Annotated in this window: 13 protein-coding genes; 4 read left to right on the top strand and 9 right to left on the bottom strand. The window is 74.2% G+C overall.

The window, feature by feature from the left end; all coding sequences use genetic code 11:
* Positions 1-322 precede the first annotated feature (322 nt).
* From ACIQU4_RS39740 to ACIQU4_RS39750, 3 genes are all read left to right on the top strand, one after another.
* The gene (locus ACIQU4_RS39740; protein WP_387289341.1) at positions 323-1,168 is read left to right on the top strand and encodes a 4'-phosphopantetheinyl transferase family protein; all 846 of its coding nucleotides are present in this window, start codon (positions 323-325) and stop codon (positions 1,166-1,168) included.
* 134 nt (positions 1,169-1,302) lie between these two features.
* Positions 1,303-2,967 carry an acyl-CoA carboxylase subunit beta gene (locus ACIQU4_RS39745; RefSeq protein WP_403741961.1) on the top strand — a complete coding sequence of 555 codons (1,665 nt, stop codon included), beginning with the start codon at positions 1,303-1,305 and terminating at the stop codon, positions 2,965-2,967.
* A complete protein-coding gene (locus ACIQU4_RS39750) occupies positions 2,964-3,218 on the top strand; it encodes an acyl-CoA carboxylase subunit epsilon (RefSeq protein WP_403741964.1) in 255 nt (84 codons plus the stop codon). The genes ACIQU4_RS39745 and ACIQU4_RS39750 overlap by 4 nt, the downstream gene beginning before the upstream one ends.
* Positions 3,219-3,378: 160 nt before the next feature.
* Here ACIQU4_RS39750 and ACIQU4_RS39755 read toward each other — a convergent pair whose 3' ends face one another.
* The 9 genes from ACIQU4_RS39755 to ACIQU4_RS39795 form a co-directional block, all read right to left on the bottom strand.
* Entirely contained in the window at positions 3,379-4,674 is a 1,296-nt protein-coding gene (locus ACIQU4_RS39755) for an acetyl-CoA carboxylase biotin carboxylase subunit family protein (protein WP_403741966.1), read from the bottom strand.
* Positions 4,667-6,010 (bottom strand): MFS transporter, encoded by a 1,344-nt coding sequence (locus tag ACIQU4_RS39760; protein ID WP_403741969.1) that lies wholly within the window; start codon positions 6,008-6,010, stop codon positions 4,667-4,669. Before ACIQU4_RS39760 ends, ACIQU4_RS39755 begins: the two co-directional genes overlap by 8 nt.
* Positions 5,997-6,761, bottom strand: coding sequence for a thioesterase II family protein (locus ACIQU4_RS39765; protein WP_403741972.1), 765 nt, complete (start codon positions 6,759-6,761; stop codon positions 5,997-5,999). Before ACIQU4_RS39765 ends, ACIQU4_RS39760 begins: the two co-directional genes overlap by 14 nt.
* Positions 6,758-9,784 carry a type I polyketide synthase gene (locus ACIQU4_RS39770; RefSeq protein WP_403741974.1) on the bottom strand — a complete coding sequence of 1,009 codons (3,027 nt, stop codon included), beginning with the start codon at positions 9,782-9,784 and terminating at the stop codon, positions 6,758-6,760. The genes ACIQU4_RS39765 and ACIQU4_RS39770 overlap by 4 nt, the downstream gene beginning before the upstream one ends.
* The gene (locus ACIQU4_RS39775; protein WP_403741977.1) at positions 9,781-12,396 is read right to left on the bottom strand and encodes a non-ribosomal peptide synthetase; all 2,616 of its coding nucleotides are present in this window, start codon (positions 12,394-12,396) and stop codon (positions 9,781-9,783) included. The genes ACIQU4_RS39770 and ACIQU4_RS39775 overlap by 4 nt, the downstream gene beginning before the upstream one ends.
* A gap of 42 nt (positions 12,397-12,438) precedes the next feature.
* The gene (locus ACIQU4_RS39780) at positions 12,439-13,011 is read right to left on the bottom strand and encodes a hypothetical protein (protein WP_403741980.1); all 573 of its coding nucleotides are present in this window, start codon (positions 13,009-13,011) and stop codon (positions 12,439-12,441) included.
* A gap of 100 nt (positions 13,012-13,111) precedes the next feature.
* Entirely contained in the window at positions 13,112-14,392 is a 1,281-nt protein-coding gene (locus ACIQU4_RS39785) for an MFS transporter (RefSeq protein ID WP_403741984.1), read from the bottom strand.
* Entirely contained in the window at positions 14,389-16,989 is a 2,601-nt protein-coding gene (locus ACIQU4_RS39790) for an ATP-grasp domain-containing protein (protein WP_403741987.1), read from the bottom strand. Before ACIQU4_RS39790 ends, ACIQU4_RS39785 begins: the two co-directional genes overlap by 4 nt.
* A gap of 99 nt (positions 16,990-17,088) precedes the next feature.
* A complete protein-coding gene (locus ACIQU4_RS39795) occupies positions 17,089-17,313 on the bottom strand; it encodes a hypothetical protein (protein WP_403741990.1) in 225 nt (74 codons plus the stop codon).
* Between the two features lie 318 nt (positions 17,314-17,631).
* Here ACIQU4_RS39795 and ACIQU4_RS39800 point away from each other — a divergent pair, with 318 nt between their 5' ends.
* On the top strand, positions 17,632-18,855 hold the full coding sequence (locus ACIQU4_RS39800) for a helix-turn-helix domain-containing protein (RefSeq protein WP_403741992.1): 1,224 nt from the start codon (positions 17,632-17,634) through the stop codon (positions 18,853-18,855).
* The last annotated feature ends 100 nt before the right edge of the window (positions 18,856-18,955 follow it).

The following is an 18,955-nucleotide window of genomic DNA, read 5'->3' on the forward strand; positions in this document are numbered from 1 at the left end:
ATCCACACCGAACCCGGAAGGCCCTCACCCGTTCAAGACACCTCAGCCGAGACCTGCATCACCCGTCCACAACCTCCCTGGACAGAACACCTAGGGGGTAGGGGGCGTCCCTGCGGCGGTACCTGGGTGAGGCGCTCTCCGGGGCGGCGCCCGTGGTGGGAGGCGCCGGGGCGAGGCGGTACCGATCGCTCCGCGGTGCGATCTGTGGTGCTTCTCAAGCGGAGTTCGAGGATTCCTCGACCCGGCGCGCCGAGCGTGACAGCGCCACGTCACCGCCGCCGCCAGCGGAAACACATGCCACGAGAGGGCGATGCCGATGCCGATGGAAGATCCCCGATGCGACACGGCGCAGCGCATCACGGCGCCCGTCCACGTCACCGGCCCCGCCGGACCCTGGGATGCCGTACGGGAGGGCATGGCCCGGCGGGGCAACGCCTCCGTCCACACCACCTGGGGCGAATGGCTCACCGCCGCCCTCGCGGAGCCCGCCCTGCGGCCCCTCCTCGGCCGGGACTGGCAGCGCTACCGCCACACCACCGACCCGACCATCCGCTTCCGCTTCGTCGCCTCCCGGCTCGCCGTCCGGTACACCGCCGCCGCCGCCCTCGGGACCGACCCCGCCAAGCTGGACCTCTCGTACAAGCCGGGCGGGCGCCCGTACCTGCGCGGCCTGGACCAGATCGACCTGAGCCTCACCCACACAGACGACCTCATCGCGGTCGGCATCAGCCGCAACGGCCGCATCGGCATCGACACCGAACCCGCCGACCGCAGGCTGGCGTTCTCCCTGCTCCAGAACCAGGTGTGCACCGAGGCCGAGCGCGCCGAGCTCGCCGCCCTCCCCGAGGCGGAGCAGACCGCCGGCATGCTGCGCCTGTGGACGCTGAAGGAGGCGTACACGAAGGCCCTCGGTCAGGGCCTGCGGATGGGTTTCTCCGAGTTCGGCTTCGCCGCGGGCGGTACCGGCGACACCGGCCTGCTCGCCCCCGACGGCACTCCCGCCGCCCACGGCGAATGGGCCTTCGGCACCTACCCCGTCCTCGGCCGCTACCTCGTCAGCGTCGCCTGCCACGACGCCGGACTCGATCCGTCCCGCGACACCGCCGTGTCCACCATGCTCGACGAGGGGTTCGTCGCGATGGTCTCCGGGCTGCTGGACCCCGTCTGACCTGCTGTCACGTGCCCCGGCCCGGGAGCTCGACCCGCTCCCGGGCCGGAGTCAAGCCAAGCTGTAGCGCCCACGGTGAAGCTGGGCGACGCGACACCGGCCGGACCCGGTGCCTCTGTGTCGAAAGGGCCCGTATGAGCATCGTCGAGGAAAGACCACTGGAGACCGTACTCGCGCCGGACTCCCGACCCGCTGCGGACTCCCGACCCGCGGCTGCGATCTCCCCGCGCCGGGAGGAGACCCGCTTCGCCTCCCTGCGCGAGCGCACCGCGGAACTGCACGCCGTACGGGCGCTGGCCGAGGCCGGCCCGAGCGAACGCGCCACCGCGGCCCAGCACTCGAAGGGCAAGCTGACCGCCCGCGAGCGGATCGAACTGCTCTTCGACGAAGGTACGTTCAACGAAGTCGAGCAGCTCCGCAAGCACCGCGCCACCGGCTTCGGCCTGGAGGACAAGAAGCCGCACACGGACGGGGTGGTCACCGGCTGGGGCAAGGTCCACGGCCGCACCGTCTTCGCGTACGCCCACGACTTCCGCATCTTCGGCGGCGCGCTGGGCGAGGCCCACGCCGAGAAGATCCACAAGCTGATGGACCTGGCCGAGGCGGCCGGCGCCCCGATCGTGGGCCTGTGCGACGGCGCGGGCGCCCGTATCCAGGAGGGCGTCACCGCGCTCGCCGGCTACGGCGGCATCTTCCAGCGCAACGTCCGCAACTCGGGCGTCATCCCGCAGATCTCCGTGATCCTGGGCCCGTGCGCCGGCGGCGCCGCGTACTCGCCCGCTCTCACGGACTTCGTCTTCATGGTGCGTGGCACCTCGCAGATGTTCATCACCGGCCCGGACGTCGTCCAGGCCGTCACCGGCGAGGCCGTCACGATGGAGCACCTCGGCGGGGCCGACAGCCACGCCGGCGCCTCGGGCGTGGCGGCGTTCGCGTACGACGACGAGCAGAGCTGCCTGGAGGACGTACGCCACCTCCTCTCCCTGCTGCCCTCCAACAACCGCGAACTCGCCCCCGCCGGCGACCTGGAGGACCCGGTGGACCGGCGCTGCGAGAGCCTGCTGGACCTGGTCCCGGCCAAGCCGACCCAGGGCTACGACATCCGCGACCTCATCGAGGAGATCGCCGACCACGGGGACTACTTCGAGGTCCACGCCCAGTGGGCCCAGAACGTCGTCTGCGCCCTGACCCGCCTCGGCGGCCACGTCGTCGGCATCGTCGCCAACCAGCCGGCCCACCTCGCGGGCGTCCTGGACATCCAGGCCTCCGAGAAGGCGGCGCGCTTCGTCCAGTTCTGCGACTCGTTCAGCATTCCGCTGGTCACGCTGATCGACGTACCGGGCTTCCTGCCGGGCGTCGACCAGGAGCACAACGGCATCATCCGGCACGGCGCGAAGCTGCTGTACGCGTACTGCAACGCGACCGTCCCGCGGATCAGCCTGATCCTGCGCAAGGCCTACGGCGGCGCCTACATCGTCATGGACTCCCGGTCCATCGGCGCGGACGTCGCCCTGGCCTGGCCTTCGAACGAGATCGCGGTGATGGGCGCGGAGGGTGCGGCGAACGTCATCTTCCGGCGTGAGATCAACGCCTCGGACGATCCCGACGCCACGCGCGCGCAGAAGATCAAGGAGTACCAGACCGAGCTGATGCACCCGTACTACGCGGCCGAACGCGGCCTCGTGGACGACGTCATCGACCCGGCCGAGACGCGCGTGCGGCTCATCTCCACGCTCGACATGCTGCGTACGAAGCACACGCAGCAGCCGAGCCGCAAGCACGGGAACGTCCCCCTGTGACCGCCCCCACGCCGGCTCCGGGCCCCACCCCGGACGCCGCCGGCGACACGTCCGCCCTCGCCCTCGCGGCCTCGATCCGCATCACCAGGGGCAACCCGACCGCGGAGGAGGTCGCGGCCCTGGCCGTGCTCCTCACCGCCCGTATCCGGCTCCAGAACGAGGCGCAGTCCTCACAGCCGGAGGCCCAGGTGTACAAGCTGCCCCTGCGTCCCCGACCGTCCTTCACAGCACCGGGCGCCTGGGCCTCGTAGGCCCTCACCCAACCGCCCGCCCCCCACACGAAGGACGATCCCGCACGCCGCCCGGCCACCCCCCCCCAGGCCGGGCGGTCAGCGGCATGCCCGCCCCCTGACGGCCGGTCGGGGGGCGGGCGGGTGGGGGCCGAAGCGTGGGCCGGTGTGCGGGGCGGTGTCAGACCAGTCGGCGCGGGGGCGGGGAGACGTGGAAGACGAAGGACAGGGCCTCCACCGTCGAGCGGGCGGCCGCGAGCGCCTCCTCCGCAGTCGGGGCCGCGCCGCGGGCGCGGGCGATGCGGGTGAAGGACCCGGCGAGGCCGGTGAGTTCCGAGCCCTCGGGCAGCAGGACGGTGACGTTCGGGTCGGTCAGACCCGGGTCCCCGTCCGCCAGGCCCATGAAGGTGCCCGTGACCTCCGGGGCGGTGTACCAGACGGCCTCGCAGCGCGGGGCGCGCCCGGATTCCAGGACGGCGCGGATGTCCGGCAGGACCTTGAGGCCGGCGGCCTGGCGGGCCTGGAACTCGATCATGTCCACGCCGGTGGCGTCCTTGGCCAGGTTGAAGATCTCGTCGCCGCCCACGCGCAGATGGGTCTCGATGATCCGCGGGCCGTCGGCGGTGAGGACGATCTCGGTGTGCGTCGGTCCGAACTCGACGCCGAGGGCGTCCAGGACGCACATCACGTGGCCGCCGATCGCCTCCTGCGCGGCGGCGTCCAGCGGGGCCGGCAGGACATGGCCGAGCTCGACCATGTCCCGCGGGTCGGAGTACTTCCGGGTGATCGCGACGACCACGTGCTCGGCGGCCTCGGAGAAGGCCTCGACGCTGTACTGCGGACCCGTGTGGTACTGCTCCGCCAGCACGCCCAGGCGGGCGATCCCGGGGAAGTCGCCGGTCGCCGTGCGGTAGGCCGCCGACGCCTCCCGGGGGGTGTGCACGAGGGTGACCCCGAAGCTGGCCGTACCCGCCGTCGGCTTGACGATGAACGGGTACCCGGCCGCCTCGCCGAACGCGAGCAGGTCCGCTTCGCCGTACGCACGTGCCGCCTTCGTGTCCTCCACGCCCGTCTCGCGCAGCCGCTCCCGCATCGCGTGCTTGTCCTGCACCAGCCGGACCGTTTCCGGGCTGTGCGTGGCGATGCCCAGGGCCGCGCCCACCGCCGCCGCGCGGTCCTGGTCGTGCTCCCAGAACGTGGTGATCCGGGTGACCGGCCGGATCGCGTGGACGGTGCGGGCCAGCGCGACGACCTCGTCGAGCGGGGCGTCCTGGCGCACCGCGAGCACGCGCACGTAGTGGCCGGAATCGGTGATCCGGGCCAGGTGCTCGGGGCGGCAGACGACCGAGATGGCGGCGTCCGGGTCCAGTTCCAGCAGCCGGGCCGCGAATTCCAGGCGGGGACCGATCGCGAACATCAGGTAGTGGTCGCCGGCGTGGGCTTCGGCGTGGGTGCCGGAGTGGGCGAGGTCAGGCATGGGACACGGCCCTTTCGGGGGTGGGAGTCGGGGAGGGGGCGGCGGCGGTGAAGGGCCGGGCGGCCACGGAGAAGGCCGCCGTGGCGGCGAGGAAGAGCCCGGCGACGACCAGCCAGCCGACCGGACCGGCCGGCAGCACGTACGCCGTCATCAGGAACGGGCCGACGATCAGCTGGGCGCTCATGCCCATGCTGAACACGGACAGGTACTGCGGGCGCGAGCGCGCCGGGGCCATCTCGTACGACAGCTCCCAGGCGGCCACGGCGTGCAGGTTCTCGCCGACGGTCAGCGCGACCACGGCGAGCAGCACGGCCACCAGCGCGACGACGAGGCCCCCGCCGTCCGCCGCGGCGAACAGGACACAGGAGAGCACCAGCGGGGCGCAGGCCCAGCGCAGCAGCCGCAGGGCCTTCGAGGCGCCCTGGGCGAACCGGGCCACGTACACCTGGAGGACCACCGTCAGCACCGTGTTGACGGCGAGGACCACGGAGCTGGCCCCCTCGGGCAGTCCGGCCCGCTCGGTCATCCAGAGCGGTACGAGGATGAACAGGATCGAGTCGTTCAGCAGCAGCACGGAGTTGGCGAGCGTGGCCGTCAGGAACCGGCGGTCCCGGTACGGGGAGCCCGCCGCGGTGGTTCCCGCGCGCGGGTCCGGACCGGGTTCCGGGCCCGGAAGGACCGGCCCCGGAGCCCGCTCTATATCCGGCTCCGTCACGGCGGACGACCCCGCGGACGACCCCCCGGACGGCTGCGCGGCCGGGCGCGCCCCCGCCGTGCGGATCAGGAGCGCCACCGCCACGAACGCCGCTCCGTTGAAGGCGAAGAGCGCGGTGAACGCGGCCCGCGAGTGCGCCGCCTGCACGACGGCCGCGAGGAGGAAGCCCACGGTCATCCCGACGTTGCTCACGGCCCGCAGCGAGGCCATGGTCCTGGTCCGCTGGGCCGGCGACTCCAGCTCGCCCACCACCACCTGGAGCAGCGGCATCGCCGCGCGCGTGGCCACCGTGATCAGGCAGGTGACGGCGAAGTAGCCGGCGTACCCGTCGACGAAGGCGTACGCGGTGAAGCCCGCCGCCCGCGCCAGGGTCAGCCCCACGTAGACGGGCAGTGCCCCCAGCCGCCCGGCCAGCGCCCCGAAGGGCGCCGGGGCGAGCAGGCCCAGCACGTTGGCCGCGGTGAGCGCGCCGCCCACCGCCACCGCCGGGATCCCTACGAGGCCCACGAAGTAGAGGGTGGCGGCCGCCAGGAACATCCCGACGGCGATGGCGTCCACGGCCGCGCCGAGCGCGATGGTCCGGCCGGCCCGGGAAGCCGGGAACAGGTCAGCGGACTTCATGCGGCAGCCCCTGGGCGAGTACCGCGATCGGTGGCCGCGGGATCAGGTAGAAGTGGTCGCCCGGCACGGTGTGGTGGCGGAACGCCCCCTCGGTCACGGCCGCCCAGGACGCCGCGTGCGCCTCGCCCACCTGGGGGTCCGCGTCGCCCGCGATGGCGGTGACCGGGCAGGTCAGCAGCGGACCGGGCCGGTGCTCGTAGGCGTCGAACATCCTGAAGTCCCCGCACACGTAGGGCAGGACCAGCTCGCGGAAGTCCGGGTCGGACAGCAGCTCGGCGTCGGTGCCGCCCAGCGCCACGAGGGCGTCCGCGATGGCCTCGTCGTCCATGTCCGCCGTGTCGGCCCCGTCGGGGCCGTCGTCGGCGGGGTGCGCCAGGTGCGGGGCTCGGGCGCCGGAGGCGTAGAGGTGGGCCACCGGCCGGCCGGCCGCCTGGAGCCTTCGTGCGGTCTCGTAGGCGACGACCGCGCCCATGCTGTGGCCGAGGAAGGCCACGGGCCGGTCGTCCCGCAGGGCCAGCAGGGCGTCCGCGATGTCGTCGGCCAGCCGGTGCAGGTCGGTGTGGAGCGGCTCGTCGAGCCGGGCCGCGCGGCCCGGGTAGCAGACCGCGTGGGTCTCGTACCCGGGCAGCTGCCGGGCCCAATCGTGGAAGAAGGAGGCGGAGCCGCCGGCGTGCGGGAAGCAGACGAGGCGATGGGTCGCCTCCGGGCGCACGGCGGGGCATTTCAGCCAGGTCGTCTTCGTCATCGTCATCGTCGCTCTCCTGCCGTGATCAGCGATTCCACGAGGGCCGTCTGCTGGGCCAGCGTCGGGCCGGTGATCAGCGCGCGGACCGGAACGCGGACTCCGAGGTCGTCGCCGAGCCGCCGGGCGAGGCGGACCACCAGCAGCGAGTCCCCTCCGAGGTCGAAGAAGTCCGACTCGGGAGACAGTTCGGGCCGGCCGAGCAGCTCGGTCCACCGGGCCGACACCGCCTCGCCGGGCGTCGCGGGCGTGGCGGGAGTCGCCGGAGTGGCGGGCGCGGCCGGCGTGGCCGCGGCCGTCCTCCCCGCCCCGCCGCCCGGTACGGACTCCGTCGCGGCGGCCGGGCGCGCCCCGGTCCGCGCCGCGGGCGCCACCAGCCGCGGCCCCGCGAAGGCGTGGCCGGGAAGGTGCACGGGGCGTCCGGGGCCCGCCAGTGCCACCGCGTCGAGCGGCAGTCCGGCGCTCCACAGGCCGGCCAGCGCCGCCAGTGTTTCCTCGCCGGGCCGGTCCGTGCGCCCCGCCGCGAGGGCCACCGCGGTCAGCCCCGCGGCCTCTGCCATACCGCTCAGCGCCCTGCCGGGGCCGACCTCGATCGCCACCGCGTCCGGGTGGGCCCCGGCGATCGCCGCCAGTCCGGCCGCGAACCGTACGGTGCTGCGCGCCTGTTCGGCGAACGACCCGGCCTCGACCTCGCTGCCGGCCGCCACCAGCGTTCCGGTGACATTGGACAGGTACGGCAGCCGCGGGCGCCCCAGGGCCACCCCCGCCACGGCCCGCCCGAGCTCCCGGACGGCCGGATCGATCATCGAGGTGTGGAAGGCGTGGCTGGTCTGCAGCCGCCGGGTCCGCTCCCGGTCGCCGAGCCAGGACCGGAAGGCGTCCACCGCGTCGCCGGGCCCGGCCAGGACCGAGCTGTCGGCCGTGTTCACGGCGGCGAGCTCCAGCAGGGGCCCGCCCGCGGCGGCGAACTCCCGGGCCAGCTCCCGTGCCTCCGCCTCGCCCACGGCGAGGGACAGCATCGCGCCGGGCGGACAGGCCTGCATGGCCCGGCCGCGCAGCGCCACCAGCGCCGCGGCATCGCCGAGCGGCAGTACGCCCGCCAGCGCGGCCGCGGTCAGCTCGCCGAGGCTGTGCCCGGCCAGGGCGACCGGGGCGAGGCCGAGACCCGTCAGCGCGGTGGCCGCCGCGTACTCCACGCAGAACAGCGCGGGCTGGGCCAGCTCGGTCCGCGCCAGCTCCCCGGCGGGGAACGCGGGATCGAACAGGGCTGGACGCAGCCGCGCCGCCAGGTCCGGTTCGAAGTGCGCCAGGCACCCCTCCAGCGCGGCGCCGAACCCGGGCAGCGCGTCCCGCAGCGGCAGGGCCATGCCGGGGCGCTGGCTGCCCTGGCCGGGCAGCAGGAACACCACGGGGGCCGGCCTGTCCGCGTACGAGGGGGAGTCGGCGGCCGCGCGCAGGCGGTCGGCGAGTTCCCGGTGGGTACGCCCGGCGACGGCCGTGCGGTGGGGCAGCCGGGCCCGCCCGGCGGCCAGGGTGTGGGCGATGTCGCCGAGGGACGTGGAGTCCAGGCCGGGCAGCCGGTCGGCGAGGAGCCGTGCCGTACGCGCCAGGGCCTCCGGCCCGGCGGCCGACAGCAGCAGCACCCGGTCCTGCGGGCCGCCGTCCGCGGGCTGCGGCGTCCGGGGCCGTACGGGGGGCTGCTCCACGACGACATGGGCGTTGGTCCCGCCGATGCCGAAGGAGCTGACGCCGGCCCGGCGCGGGCCGGGGCCCGCCCAGTCGAGCAGGCCGGTGGGCACGTACAGGGGCGAACCGTCGGTCTCCAGGAGCGGGTTGAGGCTGCTGAATCCGGCCACCGGCGGAATCCGGCCCTCGCGCACCACCAGCAGCGTCTTGATCAGCGAGACCAGCCCGGAGGCCGCGTCGAGGTGGCCGATGTTGGCCTTCACCGCCCCGACGGCGATCCGGCCCGGGGCGGCGCCCAGGCCGCGCAGGACGGAGGAGGCGGCCGACCACTCGATGGGGTCGCCGACCCGGGTGCCGGTGGCGTGCGCCTCCAGGTAGCCCAGGGTGTCGGCGCCGATGTCCGCGGCCGCGAGGGCGGACCGGATGACGGCCTCCTGCCCGGCGGCGGAGGGTGCCTGGTAGCCGGCCTTGGCGGAGCCGTCGTTGTTGACGGCGCTGCCGATGATCAGTCCGTACGGGTCGGCGCCGTCGGCCAGGGCCTCCTCGGCCGGACGGAGGACCACGGCCACCACTCCGGAGCCCGCCAGCGCGCCGTCGGCCGAGGCGTCGAAGGGCCGGCACTCGCCGGAGGCGGAGAGGATGCCGCCGGGCAGGTGCACGTGCCCGGCCTGCGGGAAGTCGACGGCCGCCGCGACGACCACGGCCTGCTCGCACTCGCCGGCCAGCAGGGCCTGTACGGCGAGGTGCACGGCGACCAGCGAGGAGGAGCACGCGGTCAGCACGCTCATCGCCGGGCCGGTCAGCCCGAGCCGGTAGGCGATCCGGGTGGCCATGTAGTCCGGCTCGTTGGCGCGCAGGGCCTCCTCGATGCCCGCCGCGTCCAGCGTGTTGGAGGTGAGCATGGCGCGCAGGTACGCGCTGCTGCTCGCGCTGGCGTACACGCCGGTGGTGCGGGATTCCGTCAGCGGATCGCAGCCCGCGTCCTCCAGGGCCGTCCAGGCGGCCTCCAGCATCAGCCGGTGCTGGGGGTCCATGAGTTCGCCCTCGCGGGGGCTGATGCCGAAGAGCTCGTGGTCGAACCGGTCGGCGTCCTCCAGCAGGCCCCGTACGGGAACGTAGTCGGGGTCGTCCAGGACGCTCGCCGGCTCCCCGTCGGCCAGGAGCCGTTCGCGGTCCAGGCGCGAGGTGAGGATCTCGCCGCGCAGCAGGGCCTGCCACCAGGAGCCGATGTCGCCGGCGCCGGGGAAGCGGCCGACCATGCCGGTGACGGCGATGTCCAGGGACCGGTCCCGGTCGTCGTCCTCGGGGGCGCCGGGGAACTCGGAAGGTGCCGTCGGTGCGGTCATCGGGTGGCTCCCTGCAGGGCACGGCGCTGGCGGGCGCGGGCGGCGCGCTCGCGGCGGGCCCGCTCGGCGCGGCCGTCGGCCGGAGCGGCCGCGGCGGCGTCCGCCCCGCCGCCGGCCCGTACGAGCTCGGCCTGGGCGTCGACCGTGGAGCAGCGGAACAGCTCCACGACGGAGGGCCGTACGCCGGTATGGCGGCCCAGCGCCTCCTGGAGCCGCATGATGAGCAGCGAATGCCCGCCCAGGTCGAAGAAGTTGACACCGGTGGGCACCGAGGAGATCTCCAGGACCTCCGCCCATGCGGCCGAGACCTGCGCGACCGTATCGCCGCCGCCGTTAACGGCGTTAACGCCGTTAACGCCGTCGGCGGCCGGGGCCTGCGCCTCCTGCTCCGGGAGCGCGGCGAGCGCCGCCCGGTCCGCCTTGCCGTTGACGGTCACCGGGAAGGCGTCCACCGCCCGCAGCCGGGCCGGCACCGCCGCCGCGGGCAGCAGCCGGGCCAGCCGCTCCCGTACGGAGTCCAGGGCCGCGGGATCGCTCGTGACCACGAACCCGGTCAGCCGGGTCCCGGCCGCGTCCGCGACCGCGACCGCGTCGCGGATGCCGGGGCAGGACCGCAGCGCCGACTCGACCGCGCCCAGCTCGACCCGGTGCCCGCGGATCTTGACCTGGTTGTCGCGGCGCCCGAGGAACTCCAGGGTGCCCGTCCCGGACCAGCGGACCAAGTCGCCCGTCCGGTACATCCGGGCGTCGCCGCCCGCGAACGGGTCCGGGACGAAGGACTCCGCGGTGGCCTGCGGCTGCCCGAAGTAGCCGCGGGAGACACCGGCTCCGCCGATGTGGAGCTCACCGGTGACGCCGGGCGGCACCAGCCGCCCCGCCCGGTCCAGTACGTACAGCAGGGCGCCGGGCACCGGACCGCCGATGTCGACGGGGCCCGCGGCCTCGAAGCGCCGGTAACTCGCCCACACGGTCGCCTCGGTGGGCCCGTACTCGTTCACGAGGGCGGTGGCGCCGAGCAGTCCGGCATGCCGGCGCAGCAGGTCCTCCGAGAGCGCTTCGCCGGCCGTGATCACCGTGGTCAGACCGGCGGGCAGCCGGCCCAGCCGCTCGCCCGCCGTCAGGATCGCGTCGTACAGGGACGGTACGCACAGCAGGTGCGTCACCGCGTGCCGCTCGATCAGCCCGAGCAGCGCCTCCGGGTCGCGGTACTCGTCGGGGCCCGCCACCACCAGCTGCCCGCCCGCGGTCAGCGTGCCCCACAGACCGGCGACGGAGGAGTCGAAGGCGAGCGGGGAGAGCAGCAGGAAGACGGGCCGGTCCGGGTAGACCTCGCGGCGAGCGAGGGTGGAGGCGGCCAGCTGGGCGTGCTCCACCACCACGCCCTTGGGTGTACCGGTGCTTCCCGAGGTGTAGATGAGGTACGCGGGGTCCTCGGGGCGGGTCTCCACCACCGGGAGCACCTCGCCCGCCACCTTGCCCGCCACTTCGCCCGGCTCGCGCAGGGCACCCTCGTCGGCGGCGACGACGGTGAGGCCGAGTTCCGCGACCCGCTGCCCGAGCTCCCCGGTCACCAGGACCGCGACGACCCCGGCATCGGCGAGCACCGCCGCGATCCGCGCGTCCGGGTTGGCCGGATCGACGGGGACGTACGCGGCTCCCGCCCGCAGCGCGCCGAGCACCGCCGCGACCATGGCGACGGAGCGGTCGGCCAGCACGGCGACCCGGTCGCCCGGGCCGACGCCGGCCGCGGCCAGCCGGGCGGCGATCCGGCCCGCCCAGGCCTCCAGTTCGCCCCGGTCGGCCCGGTCGTCGCCGCAGACCACCGCGGTCCGGCCGGGCTCGGTGCGGGCCAGTGCCGAGACCCGCTCGTGCACCGGCTCGCGGCCCTCGGCCGGCAGCGCGCGGCCCTGCCCGAGCGCCAGCAGCTCCCGCTGCTCGTCCTCCTCCAGCAGCGGCAGCGCGCCGACGGCCGGAGCCTGTTCGCCGGTCAGCCCGCGCAGGACCGTGCGCAGCTGGGCGAGCAGCCGCAGGACGCCCGAAGCGGAGTACCGCTCCTCGCTGTACCGCGCGACGAGTTCGGCCGCATCCCCGGCCGGGTCGGTGTCCCACAGGGCGACGGAGATCTCCAGCGCCCCCGACAGCGCGACCGGGGCGGCGCCGTGCCGGAACTCGACCAGGTGGTCGGGGACCGGGCCGTCCGCCCCGTCGGACCACAGGGAGATCGACCGCTCCAGCGACCGGTCGGTGGCCGCGAGGAGCTCGGCCGGGGCCGCCTCGTCCCGTACCTCCAGTACGACGGGCACCCGCAGCGCCCCGGCCACCGCCCGGTCCGTGCCGGTCCGCCGGGTGAGCGTCACGGCGAGGGCGGCGAGGCCCACGGTCAGCGGGGTGACGCGGTGTGCGCGGGCCGCGCGCCCGACCGCCGCGCGCAGGGCGGCGTCAAGGGGCAGCCGCACCAGCGCGGATCGCCCGCCGGGGGCTGGACGGGCCCCGCCGACGCCCAGCGGGCGATCGGTGGTGGCGGCGCGGACCTCGTCGGCCCACTGCCGGAACTCCTCGGTGCTGCGGTGGGCCAGGGACTGACCGGCCCGGGCGGCGGACGGCGTTGACATCGGTACTCCTTCGGTGACGGTCGGGGCGCGGGGCGGCGGGGGTCAGTCGGCCAGCGTCATCGTCAGGTGGATGCGGTCGGTGCCACCGGCGTTGTACGCGGAGTGGTGGCGCAGGGTGTTGAGGATGTGGACCCGGCCGTCGGTCGGCACGTGGTAGGTGTGGCCGCTGCGGAACAGCAGGCGGCTGTCCTCGTTGGTCGTGAGCGCCACGTGCGCGACGCGCGAGTGGTCGGTGTGCATGTGGTAGATCTCGCCCGGGTGCAGGGTGACCAGGCGCATCCGGCCGGGGCGGAACGGCAGGCTCTTGTAGAGCTCGTGGAAGTACGTGTCCTTCAACTCCTCGTTGAAGAACGCGAACTCGCCCTCCTCGAAGTTCTTGAGGCCGGTCCGCTGGTCGAACTGGCCGTTGCCCGCGTCGCGCCACGGGTCCTCGGCGCCGGCGCGGTGGGTCAGACCCAGGCGGCGCAGTCGGTCCTCCGGCTTGCCGGACGGGGCGTCGGGGAGGAGGTCGAGGTACTGCTGGTGGGCCTTCTGGAGCTCGTCGTGGTCGAGCGTGAGCCCGGGGACGATCTCGACGAGCTCGGGGTCGATGACGCTGAGGGTCGGGGTGGCCATGGTGATCTCCTGAAAGGTGAAGAAACAGGGAAGAAGGAAGAAGAAGGAAGGGGAGAAGAAGGCGGGAAGGACGGGGAAGAGGGCGTCCGGCGCGGACGGTTCAGACGACCGGGCCCTCGTAGGTCCGGGCCCGCGGAGCGGTCCGTACGGCCCAGGCGACGAGCGGGCGGGCGGCCCAGCCGACGGCGAGGAACACGACCGCCAGCAGCAGCCAGCCCGGGCGCCCGAGGCCGAAGGCCAGGGTGCCGAGCACGGCGGGGGCGAGCGCCTCCGCGAGGCCGCCGCCGAGACCGAAGACGCCGGAGTACTGGCCCTGGGCGTGCGGGGCGGCGAGCCCGAAGGAGTACTCCATCGCGGCGGCCGCGTGCCACAGCTCGCCGAGCGTGTAGACGGCGGTGGCCGCCAGCAGGAGCGCGACGGAGGCCCAGGCGGGCAGATCGCCGGCCGCCATCATCAGGACCAGCCCGGCGGCGACGGCGCCGCCCGCCCAGCGCATCCGGGTGCCGGCCGACGCCGGGTCGCTGACGTTCTTACTGACCGCGACCTGGAGGGTGATGACCAGGACGGTGTTGAGGACGAGCACCCCGGAGACCATCCACCGGGGGGCCTCGGTGTGCTCGACGATCCACAGCGGGAGCAGGAAGGTCGGCACCGCGAAGTGCAGGGACATCAGGGAGTTGAGGAGGGTGGCCGCGAGGTACGGCCGGTCCCGCAGGGCCTCCCAGCGGCCGCTGAGCGGAGGCGCCTCCACGGGGGCGAGCCGGGGCAGCCACAGGAGCGCGAGGGCGCAGCCCACGAACGCGAGGGCCCGGCCGCCGACCAGGCTCAGGTAGGCCGGCGCGGTGTCGAGCTGGATGGCCACTCCCGCGGCCAGCGCCCCGAGCGAGATGCCCAGGTTGGTCCCGGCCCGCAGATAGGCGCGGAAGCCGGCCGGGTCCTCGCCGCCGAAGCCCCGTACCAGCGGCGCCCGGCTGGACTTGTCGGCCGCGAACACCACCCCGGTCAGGACCGAGATGAGCAGGAACGACCAGAAGGCGTCGACCAGCAGGAAGCAGCCCATGAACACCGCGCCCGAGAGCATCACGGCGATCTGTGTCTCCCGGGCACCCCAGCGGTCCGCGATCCGGCCGCCGAAGACACCGGCCACCAGGCCGACCATCGCTCCGGCGAAGAGCCCGAACGCCACCTGGGACATGGGGAGGTGGACGACGCGGGTGAAGTACAGGGCGCTCGACGACATGAACATCCCGCTGCCGAACGCGTTGACGAAGGTCGCCCCCGCCAGGGTCCGGCGGGGACCGGGCTCCGGCAGGAGCCGCGCGAGCGGCCCCCGCCGGGGCGCCGCGCCGTCGGCCTGCGGGCCCCGGGCGGGTGCGGTCACGGCCACAGCGGGTCCCGGAAGTCCGCCTCGGGCCGCAGCTCGCGGCCCCAGGCACGGATCTCGCGGCCGGTGACGCCCTGCGGGGCGATCACCAGGCGCTCGTCGAACCAGGCACCCACCTCGGCGAACCGGGCGTGCAGCTGCTCCTCGTCCTGCGCCGACACGAGCACCTGTCCCACGCGGTGGTTGGTGTTGTCGATGTCGCCGAGGAAGCGCTCGCCGGCCGGGAACTCCACCCGGGCGAACTCCACACCCGGCAGGGCGCGCAGCTCGGCGGGGGAGGGGCAGGAGAACATGATGCCGGCCCGGCCCTTGAGGTAGCTGGTGCCGAAGATCCCGGGACGGCGATCGACCGCGGTCGAGGGGGTCCGGCCGAGCGCGCTCAGCAGCGCCGCCTCGCCCAGGTGGATGCCGAACTTGGCCTGGATCTGCTCGTGGATCAGCCCGCCGCCGCGGCGTGCCGCGCACTCGCTGAACGTCAGCCGCCCGGTTCCGGGATCGTGGAAGAGCTCCATGTGGAAGACGCCGTCGCGCAGGCCGAGGGCCTCCAGGGCCCGCCGTACCACCGGTTCGCCCCGGTCGTAGGCCCAGGTGTCGTCCTTGGGGTCGAAGTGCCACATCGAGAGCGGGGTCTGCTCGTCGATCATGGTCAGGCAGGGCGCCCCGTAGCGGCCGACGGCCAGGAAGAGCAGCTCGCCGCCGTACACGAAGCCGTCCGCGATCCACTCCTCGCCGCCGACGTACTCCTCCAGGACGAAGGTGCGCTGCGCCGTGCGCTCCGCGCGGTAGCGGCGGCTGAGGGCGCGCAGCCCCTCCGCGCTGTCGACGACCGCGGTGCGGGCGGTCGCCGCGCCGGCGACGGGCTTGAGCACCGCCTTGTCGTACTCCCACGCGACGCCGGAGACGTCGTGGACGTCGTCGATGACGGTGACCCGGGCGGTCGGTATGCCGGCCGCCGCCACCTTGCGCTTCTGGAGCGACTTGTCGCGGAAGTGCACGGCGGTGACCGGGTCGACGGCGCGGCAGCCGAGCTGGGCGGCGAGCACGCCGGCGGTGACCAGCGCCCATTCGTCGGAGGTGTGGACGGCGTCGAAGCGGTGCTCGCCCAGTCCGGCCCGGTGCAGGGCCATCAGGACGGCCTCGGGGCTCTTGTGGTCGTCGACGAGGAGGACGGTGAGCTCCTCGGGGACCTCGGCGAGTCCGTGGTCGTACCCGGCGGCGCCCCGTACGACCACCGCGTCGATGCCGCCGCGTACGCAGGCCTGCATGACGTACTTGTCGGTGCCCAGCAGCAGCACGCTGGGGCGCCGCGCGTCCTCGGCCACCGCGTAGACCTCGTCCTTCAGGGTCTGGATGGTGCGCCGGTCGGCCCGGACCTGCTCCATGTCGTCCGCCGTCAGGAAGATCCGCAGCGGGCTGGTGAGCAGATCCGCGGTGGGGCTGATGCGCTTGCCGGGGCCGAGCTTGACCCCGACGAGGTGGACGCTGGGCAGGGCCTCGATCCGCTCGACCGCCTCCCGGTCCACGGACTCGACCAGGCCGCTGAGCTCGGTGCGGGTGCTGTGGACGGCGGCCGCGGCGCGCGGGGAGTAGACCTGGCCGGCGTACCGCTCGGTGAACTCCCCCGGGCGGGCGTAGGCCAGGGCGGTCAGATCGGCCTGGTTGGCGCCCAGGCACACGTCGTGGAAGCCCGGGTTCATGTTGCCGTTGAGGCGTGCGCCGATCTCGACCAGGGCCGGGCCCCGCGGGGTCATGATGACCTCGGCGTGGGCGGGGCCGTGCTCGATGCCGAGGGCCTGGAGCACGGTGTCGACGTACGCGATCAGCTCGGGGACCGGGTGGGCGTCGGGGGCGAGCAGGACGTCGAGGTCGTAGATGTTCTTGCCGCTGGGCAGGATCTCCTTCTCGTACTCCCACACCCCGCACACGTACCGCTGTCCGGCGACGCTGACGGTGTCGACGATGTACTCGGTGCCCTCCAGGAAGGACTGCACGAGCGCCTCGGAGTTGCGCCGGTCGAAGATGTCGGTCGAGCTCAGCACCGCGCGGGCGGCCGCGAGGACCTCGGCCGCGGTGTGGCAGCGGTAGACGTGGTCGGTGGAGGCCGAGCTCAGCGGCTTGACGATCACCGGGTACGTGCCCGCCCGCTCGGCCCAGTCGGCGAGGGCCTGCGGGTCACCGCTCTTGTACTGGTCCGCGCAGCGCACTCCGGCACGGCGCAGGGCCTCGATCATCTCGTACTTGTCGCGCCGGGCGGCGGAGAGCGCCGTCCCGTTGGTGGCGAGGCCCAGGGCCTCGCTGAGCGCGTCGGCGAGCGGGACGCCGGGCTCCTGGCCCGCCAGGACGGCCACCGGGCCGAGTGCCCGCAGCGCCTCGACGGTCGTCTCGAAGGCGGCGGCGTCCGGGCAGGAGAACTGCTGCCGGTAGGCGCCGGGATCCGGCTGGAGCATGGTCGACATAGGTTCGGCGGAGCTGTACACGTGCACCACGTCGACGCCGAGCCGGGCGAAGGCCGGGGGCAGGAAGGTCCCGGTCGAGTATCCGTCGACGATCACTGCGGTCTTGACCGGGCGGGCCGGAGGCGAGTCGGAAGCCATCGGGTCCTTCACTCTCTGGAGCGGTGTGCGAGGTATGAGGGGCGGCCGGCGAGCCGGCCGGGGATGCCGGCGCGGTCGGGGGCGGGGTCGGGGGCGCGGTTACGGGCGCGGGGACGGCCAGCCGATGTCGGCGCGGGCGACGTTCGACGACACCACGGCGGCGGGCCAGCCGATGTCGCCGGCGACGACGTTGCTCTTCGGCGGCGACGGCCAGCCGATGTCGGTGAGGGAGTTTCCGGCCGCTCCCGTGACGGCGAGCAGGGCGACGAAGGCGATGGCGCCCGCGGCGACGCGAACCCGGATGGCACGGATGAAGGAACGCAAAACGACTCCTTGGCAGAGGAAAAGCTGGTGGTCCGCGGCGTGGTCCTGACTGCCGCGATGACGATGAAGCTAGTGCAGGCACCCACGCCTTGGCAAGATGTTGCCAACTGATTGGCAATTTAAGAACTGGCCGGAATGCGATGTCCGCGGTTTCCCCTGTCCGCCCATTGGGCAAGAATTTGCCCGGCCGTCCCATTTCGGGCTAGCCTCGCCTTGTCTGCAGCGGAACCCCTCCCGCCGCATGGAGAGCGACGGGACCATCCGCCCCGCCCGCGGCCCCCCTAGTCCCCTGTCCGTCCGATCCCTGGGGTTGATCACGTGTTGGAACAGCCGTTGTTCGGCCGCAGGCTCAAGCAGCTCCGGACCGAGCGGGGGCTCTCGCAGGCCGCCCTGGCCGGCGAAGGCATGTCCACCGGATACCTGTCGAGGCTGGAGTCCGGCGCCCGGCAGCCCACGGCCCGTGCCGTGGAGCACCTGTCCGCGCAACTCGGAGTCGACGCCTCGGCGTTCGCCGAGGCCGTCACGGACTCGCTGACCCGGTCCCTGGCCATAGCGGCCTCGGCCGACTCCGACGAGAACGTGGTGGAAGTCCAGCGCGCGCTCGACGCGGGCGGCGGGCAGGATCCGCTGCTGCGCTGGCAGGCCCTGTGGATGGTCGCCCAGTGGCGCCGACGCCGGGGTGAGCACAAGCAGGAGGGGGAAGCGCTGGAGGAGCTGGTCCGGCTCGGCGACGAACTCGGCCTGCCCGAACTGCGCTCCCGCAGCCTGACCCAGCTGGCGCGCTGCCTGCGCGCGTGCGGCGAGATCCCCCGGGCCGCCGAGGCCGCCTCGGAGGCCCACCGGCTGGCCCGCGAGCACCGGCTCCCGGTCGCCGACGTGGCCGCCAGCCTGCTCGCGCTGGTCTCGGTCGAGTCCGAAGCGGGCCGCCTCTCGGAGGCCCGCGCCCACGCGGACGAGCTGACCGCCCTCACCGAGGGCCGCACCGACACCCTGTGGGCCGAGGCGCTGTGGACGGCCGCCGCCGTCCGGGTCCGGCAGGGCGATCTCGCCAGCGCCCAGAAGCTCCTGGACCGGGCCCTGGCCGGGTTCGGCAGCGCCGAGAACCTGTCGCTGTGGACGCGATTGAGGGTCGCAGCCGCCCGGCTGCACCTGCAGAAGGCCCCGCCGGAACTCGACGTCGCCGAGACCTACGTCGAACAGGCCGAGACGAGCCTCGCCTTCGTGGGCATCCCGGCGCTGGGACAGGAGGTGAACGCCCTCAAGGCCGAGATCGCCTTCGAGGGCGGGCGGTTCGCCGACGCCCGCACCCTGCTGGACCGGGTGCGCGGCGCCGACCCGAACATGACGTACCGCAACCGGGTCCGGCTGGACATCCTGGACAGCCGGCTGCTGATCATCGAGGGCGACGAGGAGGAGGGGCTGGAGCGGATGCGGCGCCTCGCCGAACAGGCCCAGGCGGCCTCCAACATCGACCTCGCCGCGGACATCTGGCGGCTGCTGGCCGAGACCCTCGCCCGGTCGCGCGGAACCTCCCGGTCCTGACGGCTGCGCCGCGCGCCGCGCGCCACGCAGCCGAAGGGGGTGTCGTACGGGCCTCGCCCGTACGACACCCCCTTCGCGTATGCCGCGTACCGCGGTGCGC

Source organism: Streptomyces sp. NPDC090741 (assembly GCF_044769045.1).
Classification (GTDB): Bacteria; Actinomycetota; Actinomycetes; order Streptomycetales; family Streptomycetaceae; genus Streptomyces.